Annotated in this window: 16 protein-coding genes; 5 read left to right on the top strand and 11 right to left on the bottom strand. The window is 53.5% G+C overall.

Annotation, left to right across the window (positions count from 1 at the left end):
* Window positions 1–13 precede the first annotated feature (13 nt).
* Window positions 14–2,626 carry an aminopeptidase N gene (gene pepN / locus MUU46_RS19120; RefSeq protein WP_159753685.1) on the bottom strand — a complete coding sequence of 871 codons (2,613 nt, stop codon included), beginning with the start codon at window positions 2,624–2,626 and terminating at the stop codon, window positions 14–16.
* Between the two features lie 264 nt (window positions 2,627–2,890).
* Here pepN and pncB point away from each other — a divergent pair, with 264 nt between their 5' ends.
* The 4 genes from pncB to MUU46_RS19100 all read left to right on the top strand — a co-directional run bounded on the left by pncB (window position 2,891) and on the right by MUU46_RS19100 (window position 8,841).
* Window positions 2,891–4,093 (top strand): nicotinate phosphoribosyltransferase, encoded by a 1,203-nt coding sequence (pncB, locus tag MUU46_RS19115; RefSeq protein WP_258966362.1) that lies wholly within the window; start codon window positions 2,891–2,893, stop codon window positions 4,091–4,093.
* A gap of 171 nt (window positions 4,094–4,264) precedes the next feature.
* Window positions 4,265–5,665 carry an asparagine--tRNA ligase gene (asnS, locus tag MUU46_RS19110; RefSeq protein WP_159753691.1) on the top strand — a complete coding sequence of 467 codons (1,401 nt, stop codon included), beginning with the start codon at window positions 4,265–4,267 and terminating at the stop codon, window positions 5,663–5,665.
* A 603-nt stretch (window positions 5,666–6,268) separates the two neighbouring features.
* Entirely contained in the window at window positions 6,269–7,465 is a 1,197-nt protein-coding gene (locus MUU46_RS19105; RefSeq protein WP_309582947.1) for a porin, read from the top strand.
* Window positions 7,466–7,650: 185 nt separating this feature from the next.
* Window positions 7,651–8,841, top strand: coding sequence for an amino acid aminotransferase (locus tag MUU46_RS19100; RefSeq protein WP_159753697.1), 1,191 nt, complete (start codon window positions 7,651–7,653; stop codon window positions 8,839–8,841).
* Window positions 8,842–8,922: 81 nt separating this feature from the next.
* On the opposite strand, the gene MUU46_RS19095 is transcribed toward MUU46_RS19100, so the two are convergent.
* The 7 genes from MUU46_RS19095 to cmoM form a co-directional block, all read right to left on the bottom strand.
* The gene (locus MUU46_RS19095) at window positions 8,923–9,570 is read right to left on the bottom strand and encodes an MBL fold metallo-hydrolase (RefSeq protein WP_159753700.1); all 648 of its coding nucleotides are present in this window, start codon (window positions 9,568–9,570) and stop codon (window positions 8,923–8,925) included.
* A 15-nt stretch (window positions 9,571–9,585) separates the two neighbouring features.
* Window positions 9,586–10,137, bottom strand: coding sequence for a peptidoglycan L,D-endopeptidase MepK (gene mepK, locus MUU46_RS19090; RefSeq protein ID WP_166665188.1), 552 nt, complete (start codon window positions 10,135–10,137; stop codon window positions 9,586–9,588).
* A 179-nt stretch (window positions 10,138–10,316) separates the two neighbouring features.
* Window positions 10,317–12,125 (bottom strand): L,D-transpeptidase, encoded by a 1,809-nt coding sequence (gene ldtD / locus MUU46_RS19085; protein WP_159753703.1) that lies wholly within the window; start codon window positions 12,123–12,125, stop codon window positions 10,317–10,319.
* 184 nt (window positions 12,126–12,309) lie between these two features.
* The gene (mukB, locus tag MUU46_RS19080; protein WP_159753706.1) at window positions 12,310–16,758 is read right to left on the bottom strand and encodes a chromosome partition protein MukB; all 4,449 of its coding nucleotides are present in this window, start codon (window positions 16,756–16,758) and stop codon (window positions 12,310–12,312) included.
* Entirely contained in the window at window positions 16,758–17,468 is a 711-nt protein-coding gene (gene mukE, locus MUU46_RS19075; protein WP_159753709.1) for a chromosome partition protein MukE, read from the bottom strand. Before mukE ends, mukB begins: the two co-directional genes overlap by 1 nt.
* Window positions 17,449–18,771 carry a chromosome partition protein MukF gene (mukF, locus tag MUU46_RS19070; protein WP_159753712.1) on the bottom strand — a complete coding sequence of 441 codons (1,323 nt, stop codon included), beginning with the start codon at window positions 18,769–18,771 and terminating at the stop codon, window positions 17,449–17,451. The genes mukE and mukF overlap by 20 nt, the downstream gene beginning before the upstream one ends.
* Window positions 18,764–19,558, bottom strand: a complete 795-nt coding sequence (gene cmoM / locus MUU46_RS19065) for a tRNA uridine 5-oxyacetic acid(34) methyltransferase CmoM (RefSeq protein WP_159753715.1) — start codon at window positions 19,556–19,558, stop codon at window positions 18,764–18,766. Before cmoM ends, mukF begins: the two co-directional genes overlap by 8 nt.
* Before the next feature lie 122 nt (window positions 19,559–19,680).
* Here cmoM and elyC point away from each other — a divergent pair, with 122 nt between their 5' ends.
* Window positions 19,681–20,457, top strand: a complete 777-nt coding sequence (gene elyC / locus MUU46_RS19060; protein ID WP_258966361.1) for an envelope biogenesis factor ElyC — start codon at window positions 19,681–19,683, stop codon at window positions 20,455–20,457.
* Here the strand turns inward: elyC and MUU46_RS19055 are convergent.
* From MUU46_RS19055 to ycaR, 3 genes are all read right to left on the bottom strand, one after another.
* On the bottom strand, window positions 20,437–21,330 hold the full coding sequence (locus MUU46_RS19055) for a YcbJ family phosphotransferase (protein WP_258966360.1): 894 nt from the start codon (window positions 21,328–21,330) through the stop codon (window positions 20,437–20,439). The two genes, elyC and MUU46_RS19055, sit on opposite strands and share 21 nt — an antisense overlap.
* A 139-nt stretch (window positions 21,331–21,469) precedes the next feature.
* On the bottom strand, window positions 21,470–22,216 hold the full coding sequence (gene kdsB / locus MUU46_RS19050) for a 3-deoxy-manno-octulosonate cytidylyltransferase (protein WP_159753724.1): 747 nt from the start codon (window positions 22,214–22,216) through the stop codon (window positions 21,470–21,472).
* Window positions 22,213–22,395 (bottom strand): protein YcaR, encoded by a 183-nt coding sequence (gene ycaR / locus MUU46_RS19045; RefSeq protein WP_097163568.1) that lies wholly within the window; start codon window positions 22,393–22,395, stop codon window positions 22,213–22,215. The genes kdsB and ycaR overlap by 4 nt, the downstream gene beginning before the upstream one ends.
* Between the last annotated feature and the right edge of the window lie 6 nt (window positions 22,396–22,401).

The following is a 22,401-nucleotide window of genomic DNA, read 5'->3' as shown; positions in this document are numbered from 1 at the left end:
GAAAAGCCAGCTATTACGCTAACGCTTTGGTGATTTTCTCGAACAGATCGCCGGACAGATTCTCCAGACCTTTCAGCTGTTCCAGCACAGCACGCATTTTTTCCTGACGCGCTGCATCGTAACGCTTCAGACGGATCAATGGCTCAATCAGACGCGACGCCACCTGCGGGTTACGGCTGTTCAGTTCGGTCAGCATTTCGGCCAAGAACTGGTAGCCGCTGCCGTCTTCCGCATGGAACGCTGCCGGGTTGCTCATCGCAAAGGCACCAATCAGTGAACGGATTCGGTTCGGGTTGCTCAGGGTAAACGAACGGTGTTTCAGCAGGCTGCGCACGGTTTTCAGTACGTCACCTGCCGGGCTTGTGGACTGCAGAATGAACCATTTGTCCATGACCAGGCCATCGTGATGCCATTTGTCGTCGTATTCCTGCATCAGCGCGTCACGGCATGGCAACTGAGCGGCAACAGCCGCCGCCAACGCCGCCAGAGCATCGGTCATGTTGTCAGCGTGATGATACTGATGAATCACCAGCTTATCAGCCAGCTCTGCATCGTCAAACGCCAGGTAACGCAGACAGGTATTACGCAGTGAACGCTTGCCGATGTCGGCGTGCTCTACGCGATAAGCATCGAGTTTATTGACGTTGTAGACCGCGAGGAACTCGTCTGCCAACTCTTTCGCCAGCGTACGGGTCAACGCTTCGCGCACCGTCGCAATGGCAACGGGATCGATGATGTCGAACAGTTCGGCAATTTCATTCACCGATGGCAGCGTGAGGATTTCTGCCGCCAGCGCCGGATCAATTTTCTCATCCAGCAAAATTGCACGGAATGCATCAGCCACATGTACCGGCAGAGACAGCGGCTGACGCTGCTGATGACGGTTCACATTCAGCTTAATGTAAGTCGCAAGCAGACTCTGCGCCGCATCCCAACGAGAGAAATCGTTACGCGCGTGACGCATCAGGAACGTTAGCTGCTGATCGCTCCATTTATATTCCAGTTTTACCGGTGCGGAGAACTCGCGCAGCAGCGACGGCACTGGCTGGAAGTAGACATTATCAAAGATAAACGTCTGCTCGGCTTGGGTCACATTCAGCACATTATGCACTGGGTGACCGCCCTTCTGCAGCGGGATCACCTTGCCTTCGTTGTCATACAGTTCAATGTCGAACGGAATATGCAGCGGCAGCTTTTCCTGCTGTTCAGAGGTTGGCGGCGTGTGCTGTTTGATGGTCAGCGTGTACTGCTCTGTTTCCGGGTTGTAGTCGTCATGCACGGTCACCACCGGCGTACCGGACTGGCTGTACCAGCGGCGGAAATGCGAGAGATCGACGTTGGACGCATCTTCCATCGCCTGCACGAAATCGTCACAGGTGGCCGCGCTGCCATCGTGACGCTCAAAGTAAAGCTGCATCCCTTTCTGGAAATTCGCTTCGCCAAGCAAGGTGTGCAGCATACGGATCACTTCTGAACCCTTTTCGTACACCGTCAGGGTATAGAAGTTGTTCATCTCGATAACCATATCCGGACGGATCGGGTGCGCCATTGGGCTGGCGTCTTCGGCGAACTGCATCCCGCGCATGGTGCGGACATTACTGATGCGGTTTACCGCACGTGAACCGAGATCTGAGCTGAACTCTTGATCGCGGAACACCGTTAAGCCTTCTTTCAGGCTCAGCTGGAACCAGTCGCGGCAGGTCACGCGGTTACCGGTCCAGTTGTGGAAGTATTCATGGCCGATCACACGTTCGATATCGAGATAATCTTTATCTGTGGCGGTATCGGTGCGCGCCAGAACGTATTTAGAGTTAAAGACGTTCAGGCCTTTGTTTTCCATTGCGCCCATGTTGAAGAAGTCGACGGCGACAATCATATAGATGTCGAGATCGTATTCGAGGCCGAAACGGTCTTCGTCCCATTTCATGGAATTTTGCAGCGAGGTCATCGCCCACGGCGCGCGATCCAGATTGCCGCGATCGACGAACAGTTCCAGTGCCACTTCACGACCCGAACGGGTGATGTATTTATCGCGCAATACATCGAAATCACCGGCCACTAACGCAAACAGGTAGCACGGTTTCGGGAATGGATCCTGCCACTGTACCCAGTGACGGCCGTTTTCCAGTTCGCCCTGCGCAACGCGGTTGCCGTTGGAGAGCAGGTATGGATATTTGGTTTTATCCGCGATGATTTTGGTGGTAAAACGCGCCAGCACGTCCGGGCGGTCCAGATACCAGGTGATGTGACGGAACCCTTCCGCTTCACACTGCGTACAAAGCGCTTCACCCGACTGATACAGGCCTTCCAGCGCAGTGTTCGCCGCCGGGCTGATTTCATTAACGATGCGTAACGTGAAACGCTCCGGCAATCCGTCAATCACTAGCTGATTGTTTTCTTCTTTATAATCACTCCACGGCTGGTCGTTCACGTGCAGTGAAATCAGCGTTAAATCTTCACCATTGAGGCGCAGCGGCGTGGCAGACGCAGCGTGACGAGTAATCTGGCTTTCTGCAGTCACGATGGTTTTTGCGGCATCCAGGTCAAAGGTCAGGTCGATATCGCTGATCAGGTATTCCGGCGCACGATAGTCGTGGCGGTATTTGGCTTGGGGCTGTTGTGTCATAAAAAACCTTTAGCATCTTTTGTAAAGTGTCCGGTCCAGTCTATTCCTGTTGTCACTTTCACGCTACGCAGAATGTTCATCTTTTCAGGAGGAAACACGCAAATTGCTACATATCGGTAACACGCGGCACGTTTTGCCCTCGACCTGTCAAACACCTTGTGTTGTGATCGGGGTTCAATAATTCGATAAACAAGGTATACTCCTGCGGTTTCAGCCGTTGTTTATTGTACTAAACGCTCCTTTATGAGGATGCTATTGCGCACCATGACACAATTCGCTTCTCCTGTTCTGCAGACTCTGCTTGATACAGATGCTTATAAGCTGCATATGCAGCAGGCCGTCTTTCATCATTATTATGATGTCCAGGTGGCTGCAGAATTCCGCTGCCGCGGTGATGACCTGCTCGGTATTTATGCAGACGCCATCCGCGAACAAATCGAAGCGATGCAATCGCTGCGACTGCAGGACGACGAGTTTCAGTGGTTGTCCGGACTACCGTTCTTTAAGCAGGACTACCTGGACTGGCTGCGTGATTTTCGCTACAACCCCCAGCAGGTCACCGTTCGTAATGATAATGGCAAATTAAACATTCGCCTCGAAGGACCATGGCGTGAAGTCATCATGTGGGAAGTTCCGCTGCTGGCGGTAATTAGCGAGCTGGTTCATCGCTATCGTTCCCCTGAAGCCAGCGTTGAGCTGGCACTTGAAACGCTGGAACGTAAGCTGGTTGATTTCAATCAACTTACCCAGGATATCGATATGTCTGGCTTCCGCCTGATGGACTTTGGCACCCGCCGTCGTTTCTCTCGTGAAGTGCAGCAGGCGATTGTCGAACGTCTTCAGCAGGAATCGTGGTTTGTCGGCACCAGTAATTACGACCTGGCACGCCGTCTGTCACTGACCCCAATGGGCACCCAGGCACACGAATGGTTCCAGGCGCATCAGCAAATCAGTCCAGACCTGGCGACCAGCCAGCGCGTGGCGCTTGCGGCCTGGCTTGAAGAATATCCAGACCAGTTGCGGATTGCCCTGACTGACTGCATCACCATGGATGCTTTCCTGCGTGACTTCGGCCCAGAGTTTGCCGAACGATATCAGGGACTGCGTCATGACTCCGGGGATCCGCTGGAATGGGGTGAAAAAGCCATCGCTCATTATCAGAAGCTCGGTATTGATCCGATGAGCAAAATGCTGGTGTTCTCCGATAATCTCGACCTGAAAAAGGCCGTTGAGCTGTATCGCCACTTCTCGTCGCGAGTGAATTTGAGCTTTGGGATAGGCACACGCCTGACCTGCGACATCCCTCAGGTGAAACCGCTGAATATCGTGATTAAACTGGTGGAATGTAACGGCAAGCCGGTGGCCAAACTGTCCGACAGCCCAGGCAAAACCATCTGCCATGATAAGGCGTTTGTTCGCGCTTTACGCAAAGCCTTCGATCTTCCCCAAATCAAAAAGGCCAGTTAATCAGCAACAGGGAGCCTGAAAGGCTCCCTTCTTCTTATTATTTTCTCAATTCTCCCCGTCTCGCTGCGAATTCCTCTTGTCTGATGAAAGATGACAGGTAACATAGGGATCCCCCTTAATTAAGGGCGGAAAGAGATAACTTTATTCTGGACTACTAACAGAGAGATTAATATGAGCGTTGTGCCTGTAGCCGACGTACTCCAGGGCCGCGTAGCCGTTGACAGCGAAGTCACCGTGCGCGGATGGGTGCGTACCCGTCGAGATTCAAAAGCTGGCTTTTCCTTCCTCGCCGTCTATGACGGTTCCTGCTTTGATCCTGTACAGGCCGTCGTCAATAATTCTCTGCCCAATTACAATCAGGAAGTGTTGCGCCTGACGACCGGCTGTTCCGTGATTATCACCGGTAAAGTGGTAGCATCTCAGGGTCAGGGTCAGAGTTTTGAAATTCAGGCGTCCCACGTTGAAGTGACTGGCTGGGTTGATGATCCGGATACCTATCCGATGGCGGCCAAACGCCACAGCATCGAATACCTTCGTGAAGTTGCGCACCTGCGTCCGCGTACCAACCTGATTGGGGCCGTCGCCCGCGTACGTCACACCCTGGCGCAAGCGCTACACCGTTTCTTCCATGAGCAGGGTTATTTCTGGGTATCTACCCCACTCATCACTGCTTCTGATACTGAAGGCGCAGGTGAAATGTTCCGCGTATCTACGCTGGATATGGAAAACCTGCCACGTAACGATCAGGGAAAAGTGGATTACGACAAAGACTTCTTTGGTCGTGAAGCGTTCCTGACCGTATCTGGTCAGCTGAACGGCGAAACTTACGCCTGTGCGCTGTCCAAGATTTACACCTTTGGCCCAACCTTCCGTGCTGAAAACTCAAACACCAGCCGTCACCTGGCGGAATTCTGGATGCTTGAGCCGGAAGTCGCCTTTGCCGATCTGGAAGATAACGCCGCACTCGCTGAAGCGATGCTGAAGTATGTCTTCAAAGCGGTGCTGGAAGAACGTGCCGATGACATGAAATTCTTCGCCGAGCGCGTTGATAAAGATGCCGTCAACCGCCTGGAGCGTTTTGTTGAAGCGGACTTCGCGCAGGTGGATTACACCGATGCGATCACCATTCTGGAAAACTGCGGTCAAACCTTTGAGAACCCAGTTTTCTGGGGCGTGGACCTGTCTTCTGAGCACGAACGTTATCTGGCTGAGAAACACTTCCAGGCTCCGGTTGTCGTGAAAAACTACCCGAAAGACATTAAGGCGTTCTATATGCGCCTTAACGACGACGGTAAAACTGTGGCGGCAATGGACGTTCTGGCTCCGGGTATCGGCGAAATCATCGGCGGCTCCCAGCGTGAAGAACGTCTGGATGTGCTTGATGCGCGTTTGGCTGAAATGGGTCTTAATAAAGAAGACTACAGCTGGTACCGTGACCTGCGTCGTTATGGCACCGTGCCGCACTCCGGTTTCGGTCTTGGTTTTGAGCGTCTGATTGCCTACGTTACCGGCGTTCAGAACGTTCGTGATGTGATTGCGTTCCCACGAACGCCACGTAACGCCAGCTTCTAAATTTTTCCCTTGTGCAAAAGCCAGCTTCTCAGCTGGCTTTTTTTTGTCTTTGTCAGGATCTGTGAATAAGTTTCTACAAATATAAAGGTCAACCACCTTCCCTGGCCAAAATGTTACACCCCATGTCTCGTAATAATTCCGCACACATTTCCAACAACACTTCGATTGCGCTTAAGTAAATACCTGGTACTTAGCATACAAAACAACCACCAGCAACGCGCACGAAAAGCTAACTTTGACACATAAGAAAAATAAAGATGAGAAGCATTCTCATATATAAAAAACCTTTATTAAAATTAAAGATAAGCTTTTCATATAGATATATAAGGGATAGCTGATTAATTAAGCGATAGGCAAGGAAGTTTGAGATACTTCACAAAGTTCCCCGTTTTACACAAATTATTACACATTATTTCTTCTTGTTACTTATTTACGATATTTGTAGCACTTTCAGGCTAGCGAAACGTTGTCATGAATGGAAATATGCCTGTCAGACACAGAAAGACACCAAACTCTCATCAATAGTTCCGTAAATATTTATTGACGAAAACTATTGGCGGTAGTGGAAAGTGTCCATAAAAAAACCAATGAGGGTAATAAATAATGATGAAGCGCAATATCCTGGCAGTGGTTATCCCTGCCCTGTTGGCAGCTGGTGCGGCAAACGCAGCAGAAATCTATAACAAAAATGCCAACAAACTGGATTTCTACGGTAAAGCAGTGGGTGAACACATCTGGACCACCAACGGCGACACCGACAGTTCTGACACCACCTATGCTCGTATCGGTTTCAAAGGCGAAACTCAGATCAACGATCAGATCACCGGTTACGGCCAGTGGGAATACAACCTGAATGCGTCTAACGTCGAAGGTTCTCAGGGTACTGCTACCCGTCTGGCATTCGCCGGTCTGAAATTTGGTGATGCAGGTTCTATCGACTACGGTCGTAACTACGGCGCAATCTACGACGTAGCGGCATACACCGATATGCTGGTTGAGTGGGGCGGCGATTCTTGGGCGGCTACCGACAACTTCATGAACGGTCGTTCTACTGGCCTTCTGACCTACCGTAATACCGATTTCTTCGGTCTGGTTGATGGCCTGAGCTTCGCCCTGCAATATCAGGGTAAAAACGAACGCAGCAGCCCAGTTACCGTCGACTATGACGAAAACAACGGCACCGCAAATAACGTAACTCTGGGTGGTAACGGCGCGAAAGCAAACGGCGACGGCGTCAGCACCTCCGTGCAGTACGCATTCCTGGACGGCTTCAGCGTAGCTGCAGGTTATGAATCTGCTGACCGCACCAACGACCAGGTTAATCCAGCCACCTTCACCGCTCCTAACGGTACCGTTTACGGTAACGCAAGTGCTGGCGGCGACCGCGCTGAAGCATGGTCTACTGCATTCAAATACGACGCGAACAACGTCTACGCTGCTGTGATGTATGCTGAAACCACCAACATGACTCGCGAGCCAGACAACAACTTCGCGAACAAAACTCAGAACATCGAAGCCGTGGTTCAGTACCAGTTCGATTTCGGCCTGCGTCCATCCATCGGTTACGTACAGTCCAAAGGTAAAGACCTGCTGGCCCGTACCAAGGGTGATGCAAGCTTCTCCGGCGGCGATGCTGACCTGGTTAAATACATCGAAGTGGGTTCATGGTACTACTTCAACAAGAACATGAACGTCTACGCAGCATACAAATTCAACCTGCTGAACGACAACGATTACTCTAAAGCATCTGGTCAGGCTACCGACGACCAGGCAGCTGTAGGTATCGTTTACCAGTTCTAATCAGTACGCCACTTTGTTATATGCTTAAGAAACAGGGCTTCGGCCCTGTTTTTTTTATGGCTGGCAGTAAATAATAGTGACTTTTAAAAAGCCACTCGCTTTTTCTCGCAAACGGTTGGCTTTTCGTCATTCTCCCGTTAACCTGAGAGCGGATTTCCCTTCAGTAACCACAATGGAACCTCGTCATGTTTGAGAACATAACCGCTGCCCCTGCCGACCCTATTCTGGGCCTGGCCGATCTGTTTCGTGCCGATGACCGCCCGGGGAAAATCAACCTCGGGATTGGTGTTTACAAAGATGAGACCGGTAAAACACCGGTTCTGACCAGCGTAAAAAAAGCGGAACTTTATCTGCTGGAAAATGAAACCACCAAGAACTACCTCGGCATTGACGGTATTCCTGAATTTGGCCGCTGCACGCAGGAGCTGCTGTTCGGGAAAGGCAGTGCGATTGTGGCTGACAAGCGTGCACGTACGGCGCAGACCCCAGGTGGAACCGGCGCGCTGCGCGTAGCCGCGGATTTTCTCGCTAAAAACACTGACGTAAAACGCGTGTGGGTCAGCAACCCAAGCTGGCCGAACCACAAAGGCGTATTTAATTCCGCCGGGCTGGAAGTCTGCGAATACAGCTACTACGACGCGAATCAACACGCTCTGGATTTTGACAGCCTGATTCTTAGCCTGAATCAAGCTCAGGCGGGCGACGTGGTTTTGTTCCACGGCTGCTGCCACAACCCAACCGGGATCGATCCGACGCTGGAACAGTGGGAACAGCTGGCAAAAATGTCCGTCGAGAAAGGCTGGCTGCCGCTGTTTGACTTCGCTTACCAGGGCTTTGCTCGTGGTCTGGAAGAAGATGCTGAAGGCCTGCGCGCTTTTGCCGCCGTTCATAAAGAGCTACTGGTTGCGAGTTCCTTCTCGAAAAACTTTGGCCTCTATAACGAACGCGTGGGCGCCTGCACGCTCGTTTCTGCGGATGCAGAAACGGTCGATCGCGCATTCAGCCAGATGAAAGCGGTTATCCGCGCCAACTACTCTAACCCACCAGCTCACGGTGCCGCCGTCGTGGCAACGATCCTCAGTAATGACGCGCTGCGCGCCATCTGGGAGCAAGAGCTGACCGACATGCGTCAGCGCATTCAGCGTATGCGCCTGCTGTTCGTAAACACCCTCGCCGAGAAAGGTGCGGACCGTGATTTCAGCTTCATCACCAAGCAGAACGGCATGTTCTCATTCAGCGGCCTGACCAAAGAACAGGTCCTGCGTCTGCGTGAAGAGTTTGGTGTTTATGCGGTGGCATCCGGACGTGTCAACGTCGCGGGCATGACGCCAGACAATATGGCCCCACTATGCGAAGCCATCGTCGCCGTACTGTAATTCAGACCAAAAAAGGTTGCGAAAGCGGCCTTTTTTATTTGTTTTGAGCATTAAAAAAGCCGCAAACGCGGCTTTTTATATTTACCAGACAGGCATCTCATCCTGTAGGAAAGGATTATGTACACGCTCATGACCGAGCGTTGACATCGGGCCGTGGCCCGGAATAAAGCTGACGGCATCGCCGAGCGGTAACAATTTGCGCTTAATCGAATCAATAAGCTGCCCATGGTCGCCACGCGGGAAATCGCTGCGCCCTACTCCACCTTTAAAGATCACGTCGCCTGAAATCAGCAGCTGCGAAACTGCGTCGAAAAAGACAATATGACCCGGCGTATGGCCCGGACAATGCAATACTTTGAGGCTGACGTTACCCACGCTGACGGTATCGTCTTCATTTAACCAGCGGTCTGGCGAGAGCGGCAGACAGTCTTCAAGACCGAACATTTTGCTCTGCGCTGGTAGCCCCTGAAGCCAGAACTCATCTTCTTTTTCCGGTCCAATAACCGGCACACCGTAATGTTGTGCCAGCTCCGCGGCGGCGCCAACGTGATCAAGATGACCATGGGTCAGCAAAATCTGCATCAACGTTACGCCTGCGGCAGCCACTTCCTGTTTGATACGCTCAGCATCACCGCCAGGATCCACCAGTGCGGCAAGTTTGGTCTGCTCACACCAGATGAGTGAACAGTTCTGGGCGAAAGCCGTAACCGGAATAATACGATAGTTCATGATGCTCCTGTTTCGTTACCAGGTCCTCACCGGCCCGGTATCAATATGCACAAAGTTACTACGTGGGTAATATCCTACACCACCTGCGCGCATAGATAACGCAGCTTTGCGAATATTGCTTAACGAAACACCTTCAATATGAAAATCCATCGCCTGGCCTTTGGTGTGATAGCTGTGTTTCGCTACACCGCGGCTGTGCGCGCGCAACTCATCGTTGGTATTGAGTGAACGATAACCGGAAATAAGCTGCACGGGCTTGTTGGTCCCCAACAGTCCCTGAAGACGGTACAGATGATCAAAAAGTTTTGGATCGATGGATTTCATTTTATTCGCGCGATAGTCACGGAAAAAATGGTTGAGTCTTGCTAATTCATCCTGAATATAGCCTCTGCCATCGAAAAACTCCGCTTTGAGCGACTCACCGGTGTGCAGGTTATTGAGCGTCAAAATACGCGGGCGTGGTGTCGAGAGAGTGGCAAATGCTGGCGTAGGCAAGATGGCCGCTGCGCCTAGCGCAACACCACCCAACGCCAGCAACTTGCGGCGATTAGCGTCAAATTTGTCCATGATAATCAGGTCTACAAGTAAGTGATCGTTATTTATGCACTTCTGGCGCACGAAGGGCACCTTAACCGCCACACTCGTCGACGTCAAGGCTCCCTAACCCCAGTCAATACGGGGCCTGTAGCGATACTGGCCCATATTGGCTAATTTATACGACACCTGAATTATCTGAACTTCTTCATTTACCTGATTAATTGTTCCGCTTTTGGCAGAATTTGTGCGCCAGATCGCGCGGTGAGATCGTAATTGTAAATATCTGTACGATATTGTGCCCGACCATCCGCCCCAACAAACGCCGTCAGATAGTAGAGATTGACCGGGATATTCTGGCGGATATTGACATATCGCGTATTACCCTGTTTCAGCGCATCCGAAATCCGTGTGTCATTCCAGCCTGCATCCTGTAACAGCATGTTGGCCAATTCAGACGCTTTATTGACGCGCACGCAACCGGAACTCAGTGCGCGAGTGTCCTTCTGGAACAGCGTGTGGTTCGGCGTATCGTGTAGATAAATCGCATCGGAGCTCGGCATATTAAATTTATAGCGGCCCAATGAGTTATGTACACCCGGAGCCTGCTGGAAGCGGAACGGCAGGTTTGTCGCCGTGATCGTCGACCAGTCGACCTGATACGGGTTGATGGCTTCTTTGCTGTTCCAGCCGCGCATCATGGTGTAACCGTGACGGTCCAGATAGCCGGGGTCGTTAGCGACTTTCGGTAGAATGTCCTTGCGGGCGAGCGTTGACGGTACATTCCATGGGGGATTCACCACCACGTTGTTTAACGCGCTGCTCATCATCGGTGTTTTACGATCGGGACGACCGACAATCACTCGCGAGTCCAAAACTTGATTCCCATCGAGGTAATACACCAATGAATAGGCGGGAATATTCACCATGATACCGGTAGACAGTTTGCCCGGTAGCAGGCGAAGACGCTGAATATTTAGCGCCAGCACGCCCGCACGCTGTGCAGGACTGACGTTCAGCCAGTCACGCGTTGATGGTCCGATAACGCCATCAGCACCCAGCCCTTGCCAGGTCTGGAAACGCTTCACAGCGTCCACCAGCTGTCGGTCGTAAACCGCTGGAGCCGTACCGTTGGCCTTGGCTTTCTTCGCAGGAATCGCGGACGGACTTACCACCGGGTTATCCCCCGGCAGGGCGATATTTGGCGTAGAGTCCATCATCCCTGTGCGTTGCAGGATTTCACGCAGCGCAGGAATATCTTTGCTCCACTGACCCGGAGACAGTTTGCTGGTGCTGGTTAATTGCGGCCACGGACGTGAATCGGTCAGCTGCGTCAGCAACGCCTGATGCATGGCCGCATACTGCGGATGCTGTGGTGCCAGCCCTGCGACAAACAGCGGCAACTGGCCATTATCCAACGCCATCTGCCACTGGTTAATCACTGACAGCGGTGGCGTAGATAAAGTGTACGGTTTATCGCTGTACAGCCAACGGTTACCCTGCACAGGAATACTGCTGATGAACTGGAGATAGCCCATCATGGCGTCTGACAGCACAACATCACGCGCCATCCCACTGACGGCCGGATCGGTTAGCAGTTCGACCCATTGGGTAAACTGTGGCTGGAAACCGGCGATAGCCACTTCAGCAAGCTGCTGCTGAAACGCCTGCACCGCATCGCGGTTTTCCCACATCGGTTTCATCGTTCTTGCGGCATACAGTGCCGCCAACTGATTCATGTAAATCGGTGTGTAACTGGCAGGCAAAAGTGACTGGATATCAGCCCGACTTTTTGCCGCAGCGCCTTCCGGGAGCGGCTGAATACCTGCCATCATCGCAACGGCGGGCGCTTGCCCATCCGACTGCGTCAGTGCCTGTGACGCATCACCAGGCATAGCTGAACTATCTGTTGGTATCAGATCAGGCTCGTCGGCCTGAACGCTAAACAGCGGAGCAAATGCCAGCATCAGGCAAAAACTCAGCGCTGACAGCCGACGACCATTAGATTTATCGAGTGACATCCCTTGCCCCCTGTTTTCATTGCTGCCCACATCTGACGGGGCTTACTCTCAGTATATAAAGACAAAAATACTTTTGCCTGACCAAATGTAAAGAAGATTAAAGATAATACCCCTCTCCACCCAAAAAGGGACAACAAAAAGGGCGACATCGCTGTCGCCCTTGTTTAAAAATAACTATTTAGCGCTAAGACGCATCCGCCGTTCCAGGTAAGGGTTCCGGAAGCTGAGGCGCAAAACCACGCAGGCCGACCACGTGAACGTGTTCAGTATTCTGGAAGACTTTACGCACCAGTTTATAGGTAGTGCCTTTTTCCGGACTAATATTTTCCGGTGCCGCGATGATCAACTGCATTTCGAGACGATCGCACAGTTCAAACAGCGTGGCGATGGAACGGGCATCCAGACGAGCCGCTTCATCAAGGAACAGCAGACGGCATGGCGAAATATCTTTGCCACGCAGACGTCGGGCTTCATCTTCCCAACTCTGCACAACCATCACCAGTATCGACATCCCGGTACCGATCGCTTCACCGGTCGACAGCGCACCAGACTCCGCACGCAGCCAGCCGTCAGAACCACGGTTAACTTCGACTTCCATCTCGAGATAGTTACGGTAGTCCAGCAGCTCTTCACCGATGGTTTGCGGCGTACGCTGGCCCATATCAATCTGCGGATTCAGGCGCTGATACAGCTTCGCCAGCGCTTCAGAGAAGGTCAGACGGTTGCTGTTGAACAAATCCTGATGCTGTTCGTGCTGCTCGGAAAGCACTTCCAGTAGCGTGGAGTGCGTTTCACGTACGTTAACGTTCAGACGCACGCTGTTAACCTGCCCGAACGATACGCTTTGCAGACCCTGGTTGAGCTGACGAATACGGTTCTGCTCGCGCTGAATGGTCTTGCGAATGATGTTCGCCACACTGCGGGAGCTGATCGCCAGCTTCTGCTCACGCGCCGTCAGTTCTTCGGTCAGGCGGCCCAGCTCAATTTCCATCTGTTCGATGGCTTCAACCGGATCGTCGGTACGAATAATATCCTGACGAATACGCTCACGCAGATGCTGATACACCGCCACGAAGAACTGGATTTTACGCTCAGGACGTTTCGGATCTTCGGACATGCGCAGCACGTCGCGCAGGTGTTCGTTATCCGCCACAGCCAGACGCAGCGCACCCAGCGCTTTATCCGACATCGAGCGCAGATCGTCGGCAGAGAGGTATGCCAGCTCGCGACGGTGCAGACGGCGTTCGACGTTGTTGTCTTTCACCAGACGCATCACCGCACACCAGCCCGCTTTCGCGCTGACAACCTGCTCACGCATTTCGAGGTAGTTACGCTCAAGGCTACGCAGCTTGCGGGTCAGGTTATCCATCTCCGCTTCGCAGAAGGTCAATGCTTTTTCAAGCTGATTACGACGGTTACGGTTATTGGACAACTGCGTATGCAACCCGTCCCGACGGGAACGCGCACGCTCTTCCGCCCCGCTGTCAGCACGTACGCCAATATCCTGCAATTCGCGATGTAAGTCGGTCAGCAGCTCTTTTTTGGTGTCGTAGGAGCTTTTCAGTGACGCCATCACCTGGCTGTACTGGCTGAGCTGCGCCGCATGGTTACGCAGCGCTTCACGGGCGCGGGTGCGCTCGCCTTCGGCTTGCTCCAGACGCTGGCGCAGCTTCTCGTTCAGATCGGTGTTGCCATTCAGCATTTCAGCCGAATCGGTATAACCAAAGTGCGCGCGGCGCTGTACAACTTCGGTCAGGGCAAACGCCTGCTGACGTGCATCGCGCTGCACCTGCTGAGAATACGCAAAGTCTTCTTTCAGTTGCTCGTACTGTTCCGGGTCACTCTGCAGTACCGACACAACCGGCTCAAGTTTCGCCAGCTGATTACCGTGCTGTTGAATAAAGCGCGCGGCTTCCTGCGCTTCATCCAGACGTTCCTGAATTTCATCCACGCGGTCGGCGAGGGTTTCGTCAGCCAGCAGATTCAGACGAGGCAGCAGGCGGTTAAGTTGCGAAACGCCCTCTTTCGCCTGTTCAAACTGCGCCCGGCTCTGTTGGTTATCATTTTCATGATTGCTGAGCGCACGCTCCAGCTCACCGCGGCGGGTATTCAGTTTGCGAATTTCCGCTTCCGGATCCGCTTCAAACGCGACGGCTAAATGGCTGCCGATAAAACGGCTAAACGCCTGATGCAGACGCTGAGTTTTCTGCACGTCAAACGACAGGGTCGCAAAGCGTTCAGACAGAATTTCACGCTCGGCGTGCAGCGATTCAATACGATTTTCACGCGCCGCACGGCCAAACAGCGGCAGCGTCGGGAAGCGTGAATAACGCCACTGGCGATCGGCGACTTTGACGACAACCGCTTTTTCCAGCTCGTCGACGCTGAACACGCTGTCATCAAAGGACGATGGATCCCCTTCGATGAGATAGAGATCTTCCGGACAATCTTCCAGACCTTCCAGCTGTTCGGCGATCAGCGACAGATCCGGCACCACAATTCCGTGGCGCGACGGGCCGTACAACGCGGAGAAGTAAGGCGCATCTTCGAGGCTGACATCGTCGTAAATTTCTGACAGCAGAACGCCGCCAAAACGTTCGGCAAGCGCATTCAGACGCGGATCTTCCGAGCCGCCTGGCTGACTTAAACGTTCGATTTCATCATCAACCGCACGCTTACGAGCGCCGACTTCATCGCGTTCAACAATGGCCTCGCGCTCGCGCTCCAGCAACTGCTGCATGAATTCGGTCACGTCCTGGCTGGACTCGAATGCTTCCCCGCTCTGCTCGCACAGTTGAGTCAGGCTGCTTTGTGCCGCAAGCCAAATCGGCGCGCGTTGCAGCAGCGTCTTGGTGCGGCTTTGCAGCTGTTCCAGTTCCTGACGCAGCGTCATACGTTGTTCGCTAGCGGAGGACACGCTGTCGGAGAGTGAAGAAATACGTTCTTCCAGCTCCATGTGTAGCGCTTCCAGGTCGTCAATCTCAATGTGACGGCCCTGACGCTTGCAGAATTCGGCCAGCAGACGTTCGGCATCCTGCTGTTCACGCAGACGCTGTTCGAGTTCGTTCAGACGACCGCGCAGGGCGGTAGACTGTTCTGCCAGATGGCGCTGATTCACGCCTTCACGCAGCAGGTCACGGGCCACTTCCCACGCTTCATCACGGCCCAATGGACCATTGATGGCGGCAACTAACTGGTATGCCTGCTCGAACTGGCTGTGCGCGGTTTGCGCTACGCTCATTTTCTGTTCGAGAGACAGCAGTTTTTCCGTGGCTTCCTGCTCTTTTGCTTTAAAGGTATCGAGCCACTCGTCGGCGCTGTCCGGGCTTAAGTCCGGCAGATGGCAAAGCGCTTTCGCGCGCTGCAATGCCTGCATAGCCTGATTGTACTGAATGGCGCGAGTTTGCTGCACGTCCAGTGCCTGCTGGTAATCGGCCAGCTGGCTTTTCAGTTCATCCACTTCCAGCTCAGCGGCTTCAGCGCGGCCTTCGTTTTCTTCTTGCTGTTCGGCGGCTTCGGCCACCACTTCATTTTGTTCTTCGAGACGGATCTGCAGTTCATCGATATCCGCTTCATAGCGCTCGATTTTTTCCTGCTGACGCAGCGCGGTCTGAACCAGGTTCAGGTGATCGCTGGCCGCCTGGTAATCTGCTTCCAGGTCGCCTTCAGCACCGTTGTGCTCTTGCAGTTCACGCGCCATATCGACATGTTTGAACTGCTCAGCGGCCAGCTGCTGACGTGATGACAGCAGTTCGCGACGGAATTCGAGGGCTTTATCAAGATGCACACGACGTTCGTTCGAATGGCGCATGTAGTCCGCGGCCACGTAGTCTGTGGCTTCGGAAATAAGATGCTTAAACAGGTCACGGTCCGACTGAGTGACGCGAATCGCTTCCAGCGTCATGCGGTTTTCACGCAGCGCCGCTTCCATATCCTGGAACGCTTTACGCACGCCGCCGTTTTCAGGCAACAGGTAGTCGCGCAACGAGCGGGTAATGGCGCTGGAAATACCGCCATACAGCGAGGCTTCAATCAGACGGTAGTATTTACTACGATCTGACGCGGAGCGCAGACGACGAGCGACAACACCCAAATCGAACATCAGCGAGTGGTAATCGGTGATGGAGTTAAACTGCTTGAATTGCACGCCTTCCATCCCTTCGAGCTTGTCTTTCAGCTCCTGAAGGGTCAGCACGCGTGCTTGTCTGTCGTTCAGCGTTTCAGTCACCAGCTCGGTTGGCTGGAAGGACATCGGTAGACCCTGGATAGCAAACGGTTTGATATCCACTTTACGGTCACGACCGGCAACCTGTTGCAAACGCACACCCACCAGCACTCGCTGATGACGCGAGTTCATCACGTCAAGCATCGAGTAACAGACACCGGCTTTCAGCTTACCGTGCAGACCTTTATCGCGGGAACCGCTGGTCGCACCGGCTTCGGTGGTGTTACGGAAGTGCAGTAACGTCAGATCGGGGATAAGCGCCGTAACGAACGCCGCCATCGTGGTGGATTTACCGGCACCGTTACCGCCCGAAAGCGTGGTCACCAGTTCATCGAGATCAAAGGTTCGGGCGAAAAAACCGTTCCAGTTAATCAGGGTTAATGAACGAAATTTACCGCGTTCAATCATTATTCTTCCTCCCCGCTATCCGTGTCCGGTTGCGCATCGTCGTTCTCGTCATTGAGCTGCAGATGGTTTTCAATGGCCATCGCTTCACCATCGCGGATCATGCGCAGCTGCGCTTCGCGGGCATCATCGCCAGAGCGGACGTCAGCGCCGAAGCGGAAGACCGACTCTGTGATGCGGAATTTGCTGCTGTCGTGCCCCATAAACCACACCATGCCAAGACGGCGCAGACGGTTGAGAGAGGAACGCACTTTTTCCTGCAGTTTTTGTCTGTCGAGATCCGAACCAGTGGAGCGGTTATTTACCAGCTTCAGCAGCTTGGCTTCATCCGCCAGGCTCAACAGTTCGTCGTACAGTTCTTGCTGGGTGAAAATCCCCTCATTCGCCAGACGCTCTGGGCTGAGGTAGAGATAACAGAGAATTTTGCCGACCATCATGTCCACTTCGGACAACACCGAACGCGGAATGAGCGTGGTGGAACGCGGGCGCAAATAGAAAAAACCTTCCGGCGCACGAATCAGTTCCACGTTATAGCGGGTGTAAAACTCTTCCAGATACTCCTGGAAATCCATCAAAAAGGCATGGTTGTCCAGCTCGTCCAGACCAATATGACGGCCAGAACGCAGGGCGCTATCCAGCGCCGGGAATAACGGATTGGCCAGGGCCTGCGCCAGCTTAACTGGCATCACGTGTTCAATATTTGTCGATGACATGTGCCTGTACCTTGGCTCCGTAATCATTAATCGGCTGCCACTTCGGCGACAGTCCGGTGAAATCTGCTTGTGCTACGCCCAGACGAACGGCCTGATCGACCACGATCCGCGCAACGTCGAAGTGGCGCGCGCGCGGGTATTGTGCGAGATATTCGCGCACCACCAGGCCCAAATCCAGCGGCAGTCCTTTATTTTTGTAGATAACCAGCTGCTCTTCGATAAGCGCCGCCAGCTGTTCACGGATTTCGTTAAATTCTTCGTATTCGAGGTCCGGTGGAAGTTCCCCGGTCACCTCTTCGTCACGCAGCATCATCTCTTCGTCACGCATGTCGAACAGACGGTCAGCGTTCGCATAGGTCAGCGCCCACGGCGCATCGAAGTAGTTCTGTACCGAAACGCGCAGACGCTGAGCAAAGACGCGGTTTTTATCCATATCGATGGCGGTACGGATAAATTTATGCACGTGTCTGTCGTAGCCAATCCACAGGTCGATAGCCTGCTGGCCCCAGCTGACAATACGATCGAGTTTGCTTTGCAGGTCGAACACCAGACGATCGACGAAATGCAGATCGTCGTACGTCATGGTGGAATCCTGAATGCGCAGCAGGTTGGCCTGCAGCTTGTCGCCCGCAGCTTCCAGCGTATCCTGTAGTTCGCGCAGGGTGCCGGAGGTTTCTGACAGTAGCATTTCACAGCTGGAAATCGCCGCCCGCCAGTCTTTGTTCAACAGCTGCGCGATATCGTCTTTGACCGTTTGCTGCTGTTCGTCCATCAGACGCTGCGTAAGATCGATGCTGTCAAAGATTTCCGCAACGGAATATTTCAATGGGGCATAGACGTTACGATGCCAGTGAAACTCATCGCCGCCTTCATCGGCGGCATCTGCCGCGCGTTTCAGCTCACCACCGACAATAGACAACTGCATCGACAGGCGCAGCGTTGAGAATTCACGCTGGCGGATGTAGTAGTCGGTAATCCCGATGCCAAGCGGCGTCAGACGGTAGATGGCGTTGCCTTCGGTGATTTCGCTGGTAAAGCGGTTCAGCAGACGTTGACGCACCATATCGTTGATCGCGTTGTTTGCGCGCACGCTGATGGTTTCGCTGGTTTGCTCAAACGCATCACTGACGTGACGGAAAGCATCAATCAGCTCACCTTCGGTAAGCTCACCTTCAAGCCGTTCGCCATTCAGCGTTGCTACGGCCATCAGGAACGAAAGCCTGTCGACCGGCAACGAGATCGAAAAATCATTTTTTCTGGCCCAGGCAACCAGTTCGGGGACTGTCTGGGAAAAATCACTCATTGTTAGTCCTTGTATCTACCTGCGGTTTGAGCGCGGTGACATGAATATAGCGACCCAGGCTAATCCAGGGTTCCTCACGGCAATAGCGTGTTTCTAATGCCAGCAGCTGTTCGTAACGCTCGTGCTGCTTATGTTTTTCACGCAGATAATCATGAAAGACCCGCACACCGGTTTTACTGGTTATCAGCCAGCCGGACTCTTGCAGCCACTGATATACCTGCTGCGGTTCGCGTGGGTAGTTCGGCGAAAGCTTACGTTTTCGGGTCTTCGGCATGCCGGCTTCGACGTAATCAAAGTTCGTCACCACCATGTTATGCATCAGTAGACCGTTAGCATTGTAGAACATTAACGACAACGCGCCGCCCGGACGCAGCACCGACCACAACGCGTCTAAAACCGCTTGCGGATTGACCACCCACTCCAGCACTGCATGGCACAATATCAGATCAACCGGCCTTTCCAAATGTCCGGCAATCTCCTGCACCGGGCATTGTACAAAATGCATGTTGTGGCTCACACCTTTCTCGTCGGCAGCCTGTTTTGCCAGGGCTATCATCTCAGCTGACAGATCGCATAGGGTAACATGATGCCCCCGTTCTGCCATCCGAATTGCCGTTTGCCCGGCCCCACCGCCACCGTCCAGAATGTGTAATGGCGCTTCGCCAAAAGACGCCAACAGGATGTCTAAATCCTGCCAGAGGATCGCCTGACGCAGTTGGCCCTTGGTCGTGCCATAGATATTGCGCGAAAATCGTTCCGCGATACCATCGAAATTGCGATCCTGCACGCTGGACTCCACTTGCCTGCCACAAAACCGCTATTTTGTCATACCCACAGCGAGAGGGAAGCTATCTGGTGTAATATCCGTGCATATCCCCTGTCAGATGGTCAAAAAAGGAACCAACAAGGATGCTTTTTACGCTAAAGAAGTACATTGGCGGCATGATTTTACCGTTACCGTTGCTGCTGTTACTGATGGCGCTCGGCCTGGCGCTGCTCTGGTTCAGCCGATTCCAGCGCAGTGGTAAGATTTGTCTTAGTATTGGTTGGCTGGCGCTGTTGTTGCTAAGCCTGCAACCGGTCGCCGATGCATTACTCAAGCCAATTGAAAGCACCTATCCAACCTGGCGGGGCACGGAGCGCGTCGGGTACGTTGTGGTTTTGGGCGGGGGTTATACCTGGAACCCCGAATGGGCACCGAGTTCTAATCTGATCAATAACAGCCTGCCGCGTCTAACAGAAGGGCTCCGCTTATGGCAGGCCAATCCAGGTGCTAAGATGATTTTCACCGGCGCCGCGGCCAAAACCAATCCCGTAAGTACCGGGGAAGCCGGTGCACGCGTCGCGGAGAGCCTGGGCGTACCGCGCAGCGATATTATCGTGCTGGATAAACCGAAAGATACGGAAGAAGAAGCCGCTGCGGTAAAAGCAGCAATTGGCGATGCGCCGTTCCTGTTGGTGACGTCCGCCTCACACTTACCGCGAGCGATGATTTTCTTCCGCCATGCAGGCCTGAATCCACTGCCTGCTCCAGCTAATCAGCTGGCCATTGAATCACCGCTCAATCCGTGGGAGCGCCTGATTCCTTCTCCTGTCTGGTTGATGCACAGCGACCGTGTGGGCTATGAAACGCTGGGCCGTATTTGGCAATGGCTAAAAGGCAGCTCAGGCGAGCCAGGGGAGTAAAGATTTCGACGCCAAATCGAAATTGGCACGGTTAAATCGCCCGGTGTTTACCAACTGGGCGACTTCATCCCACAGCAGATACAACCAGCGGCGCCAGAGGAAGGATTCAGACACTGGCGCACGCTGGAGATAGTGCCACAGCAACCCTTCAGCCAGCCTACTCTCCGACAATCGGAACAGCTCGTACTCCCGTGGCGCCCACAGCATAATGCCCGGCCCGACCATCGCCAGCAGCTGATCGCTGCGGGAATCTTTCAGCATACTGCGCAGCGTAAAGTTGCCATGCACCATGACGCAATTATCATTAAAACCGTCAAACAGCATGGGCAGACATTCTCGCGTGCGAAACAGGATCCGTTTGTCCTGCATGGTGAGCCCGGTGTTATTGTAGAGATTCAACGTGCTCCACAGCATTTCGACGCGCTGGCGATACCAGAGCGGCCAGAGGTTTTCCTGCGTGCTGTCAACCGTGCCTACGCAGCCGCCGCTGTCCTGCCGATGCCAGGCCAGTAATGCCTCGACTATCTGATCTTTCAACTGCTCCCAGCGATCCGGCGTTCTGGCAGGAGCCTCCACTGATACGCCGCGTAGCCGTTCGAGCAACAAGAAATCCGGCCCCGGATGTTCTTCATGAGTCATCACGCCATAAACCACCGGCATACGAACGGTCCCACTGCGGGCCAACGTTGATATTTTCCAGGCCAGTTGCTGCGCAAGCCCCGGCGTAGTGAAACTCCGGGCCAGCAACGGCATCGGGTTTCCCTGAGCATCGTATAGCGACCACAGTGATGAGTCTGTTTTCTCACTCACACACTCCACCCGACTCAGCTTCTCACCCAGCAAGTGGCTCAGTTCGGCACGCAGTTGTTCCATATCTGGTTACCCCTGTGAAGACTACTGTTTTTATAATGAGCGCCGATGCCGGAGATGTCACCGGATAAGATCAAAAACGGGGAAAAAGAAGATATAGGGAACGGGAAACACTCCCCTCCGGGCGGAGGGGAGAAGGCGATTAGCGCAGTTCTGCGCGCACGCGAGCGAGATCTTCAGGGGTATCAACCCCGGTACCTGGGACTTCTTTCGCCACGGCAACGTGGATTTTTTCGCCGTACCACAGCACGCGTAGCTGTTCGAGCATTTCGATTTGCTCAAGCGGACTCGGTGCCCAGTTGACGTAACGACGAATGAAACCCGCGCGGTAGCCGTAGATACCAATGTGGCGCAGCAGCGTGTCCCCAATGGCGTCGCGGCTTTGAGCGAAACGGTCACGGTCCCACGGAATAGTGGCGCGTGAGAAATAGAGCGCGTAGCCTTGCGCGTCCATCACGACTTTGACTGCATTCGGATTGAAGGCTTCTTCCGCATCGTGAATAGGCACTGCGAGCGTCGCCATTCCAGACTGGCTGGCGGCGAGGTTTTCAGCGACCTGCCGAATGATAACTGGCGGGATCATCGGCTCATCACCCTGAACGTTGACGATCAGCGTGTCATCGCTGAATCCGCATTTTTCCACCACTTCGGCCAGACGTTCGGTCCCGGACTGGTGATCGGCCCGAGTCATGCAAACTTCGCCACCTGCGGCCTCGACGGCGCGCGCGACGTCTTCATTGTCCGTCGCAACGATAATGCGCTCAGCGCCAGACTCACGGGCTCTTTCAAGCACATGCACAATCATTGGCTTGCCGTTAATGTCCTGCAGCGGTTTGCCCGGCAGACGGGTGGAAGCGTAACGCGCGGGAATGATGACGACAAAACTCATGGATGGCTCTCTTCTGCGCTCAATGGACGGGCTTCGTTTTCCAGCAGGACGGGAATTCCGTCACGCAGCGGGAAAGCCAGGCTGTCGAGTTTGCAGATAAGCTCTTGCTTATCCTGACTGTAATAGAGCTTTCCGTTGCAGACCGGACAAGCGATGATTTCAAGTAAGCGGTGATCCATAGTTCC

Origin of the sequence: Scandinavium tedordense, from assembly GCF_024764965.1 — a bacterium.
GTDB classification, from domain to species: domain Bacteria; phylum Pseudomonadota; class Gammaproteobacteria; order Enterobacterales; family Enterobacteriaceae; genus Scandinavium; species Scandinavium tedordense.
The sequence above is the reverse complement of the archived record's forward strand: the minus strand, read 5'-3'. Positions and strand labels throughout refer to the sequence as shown.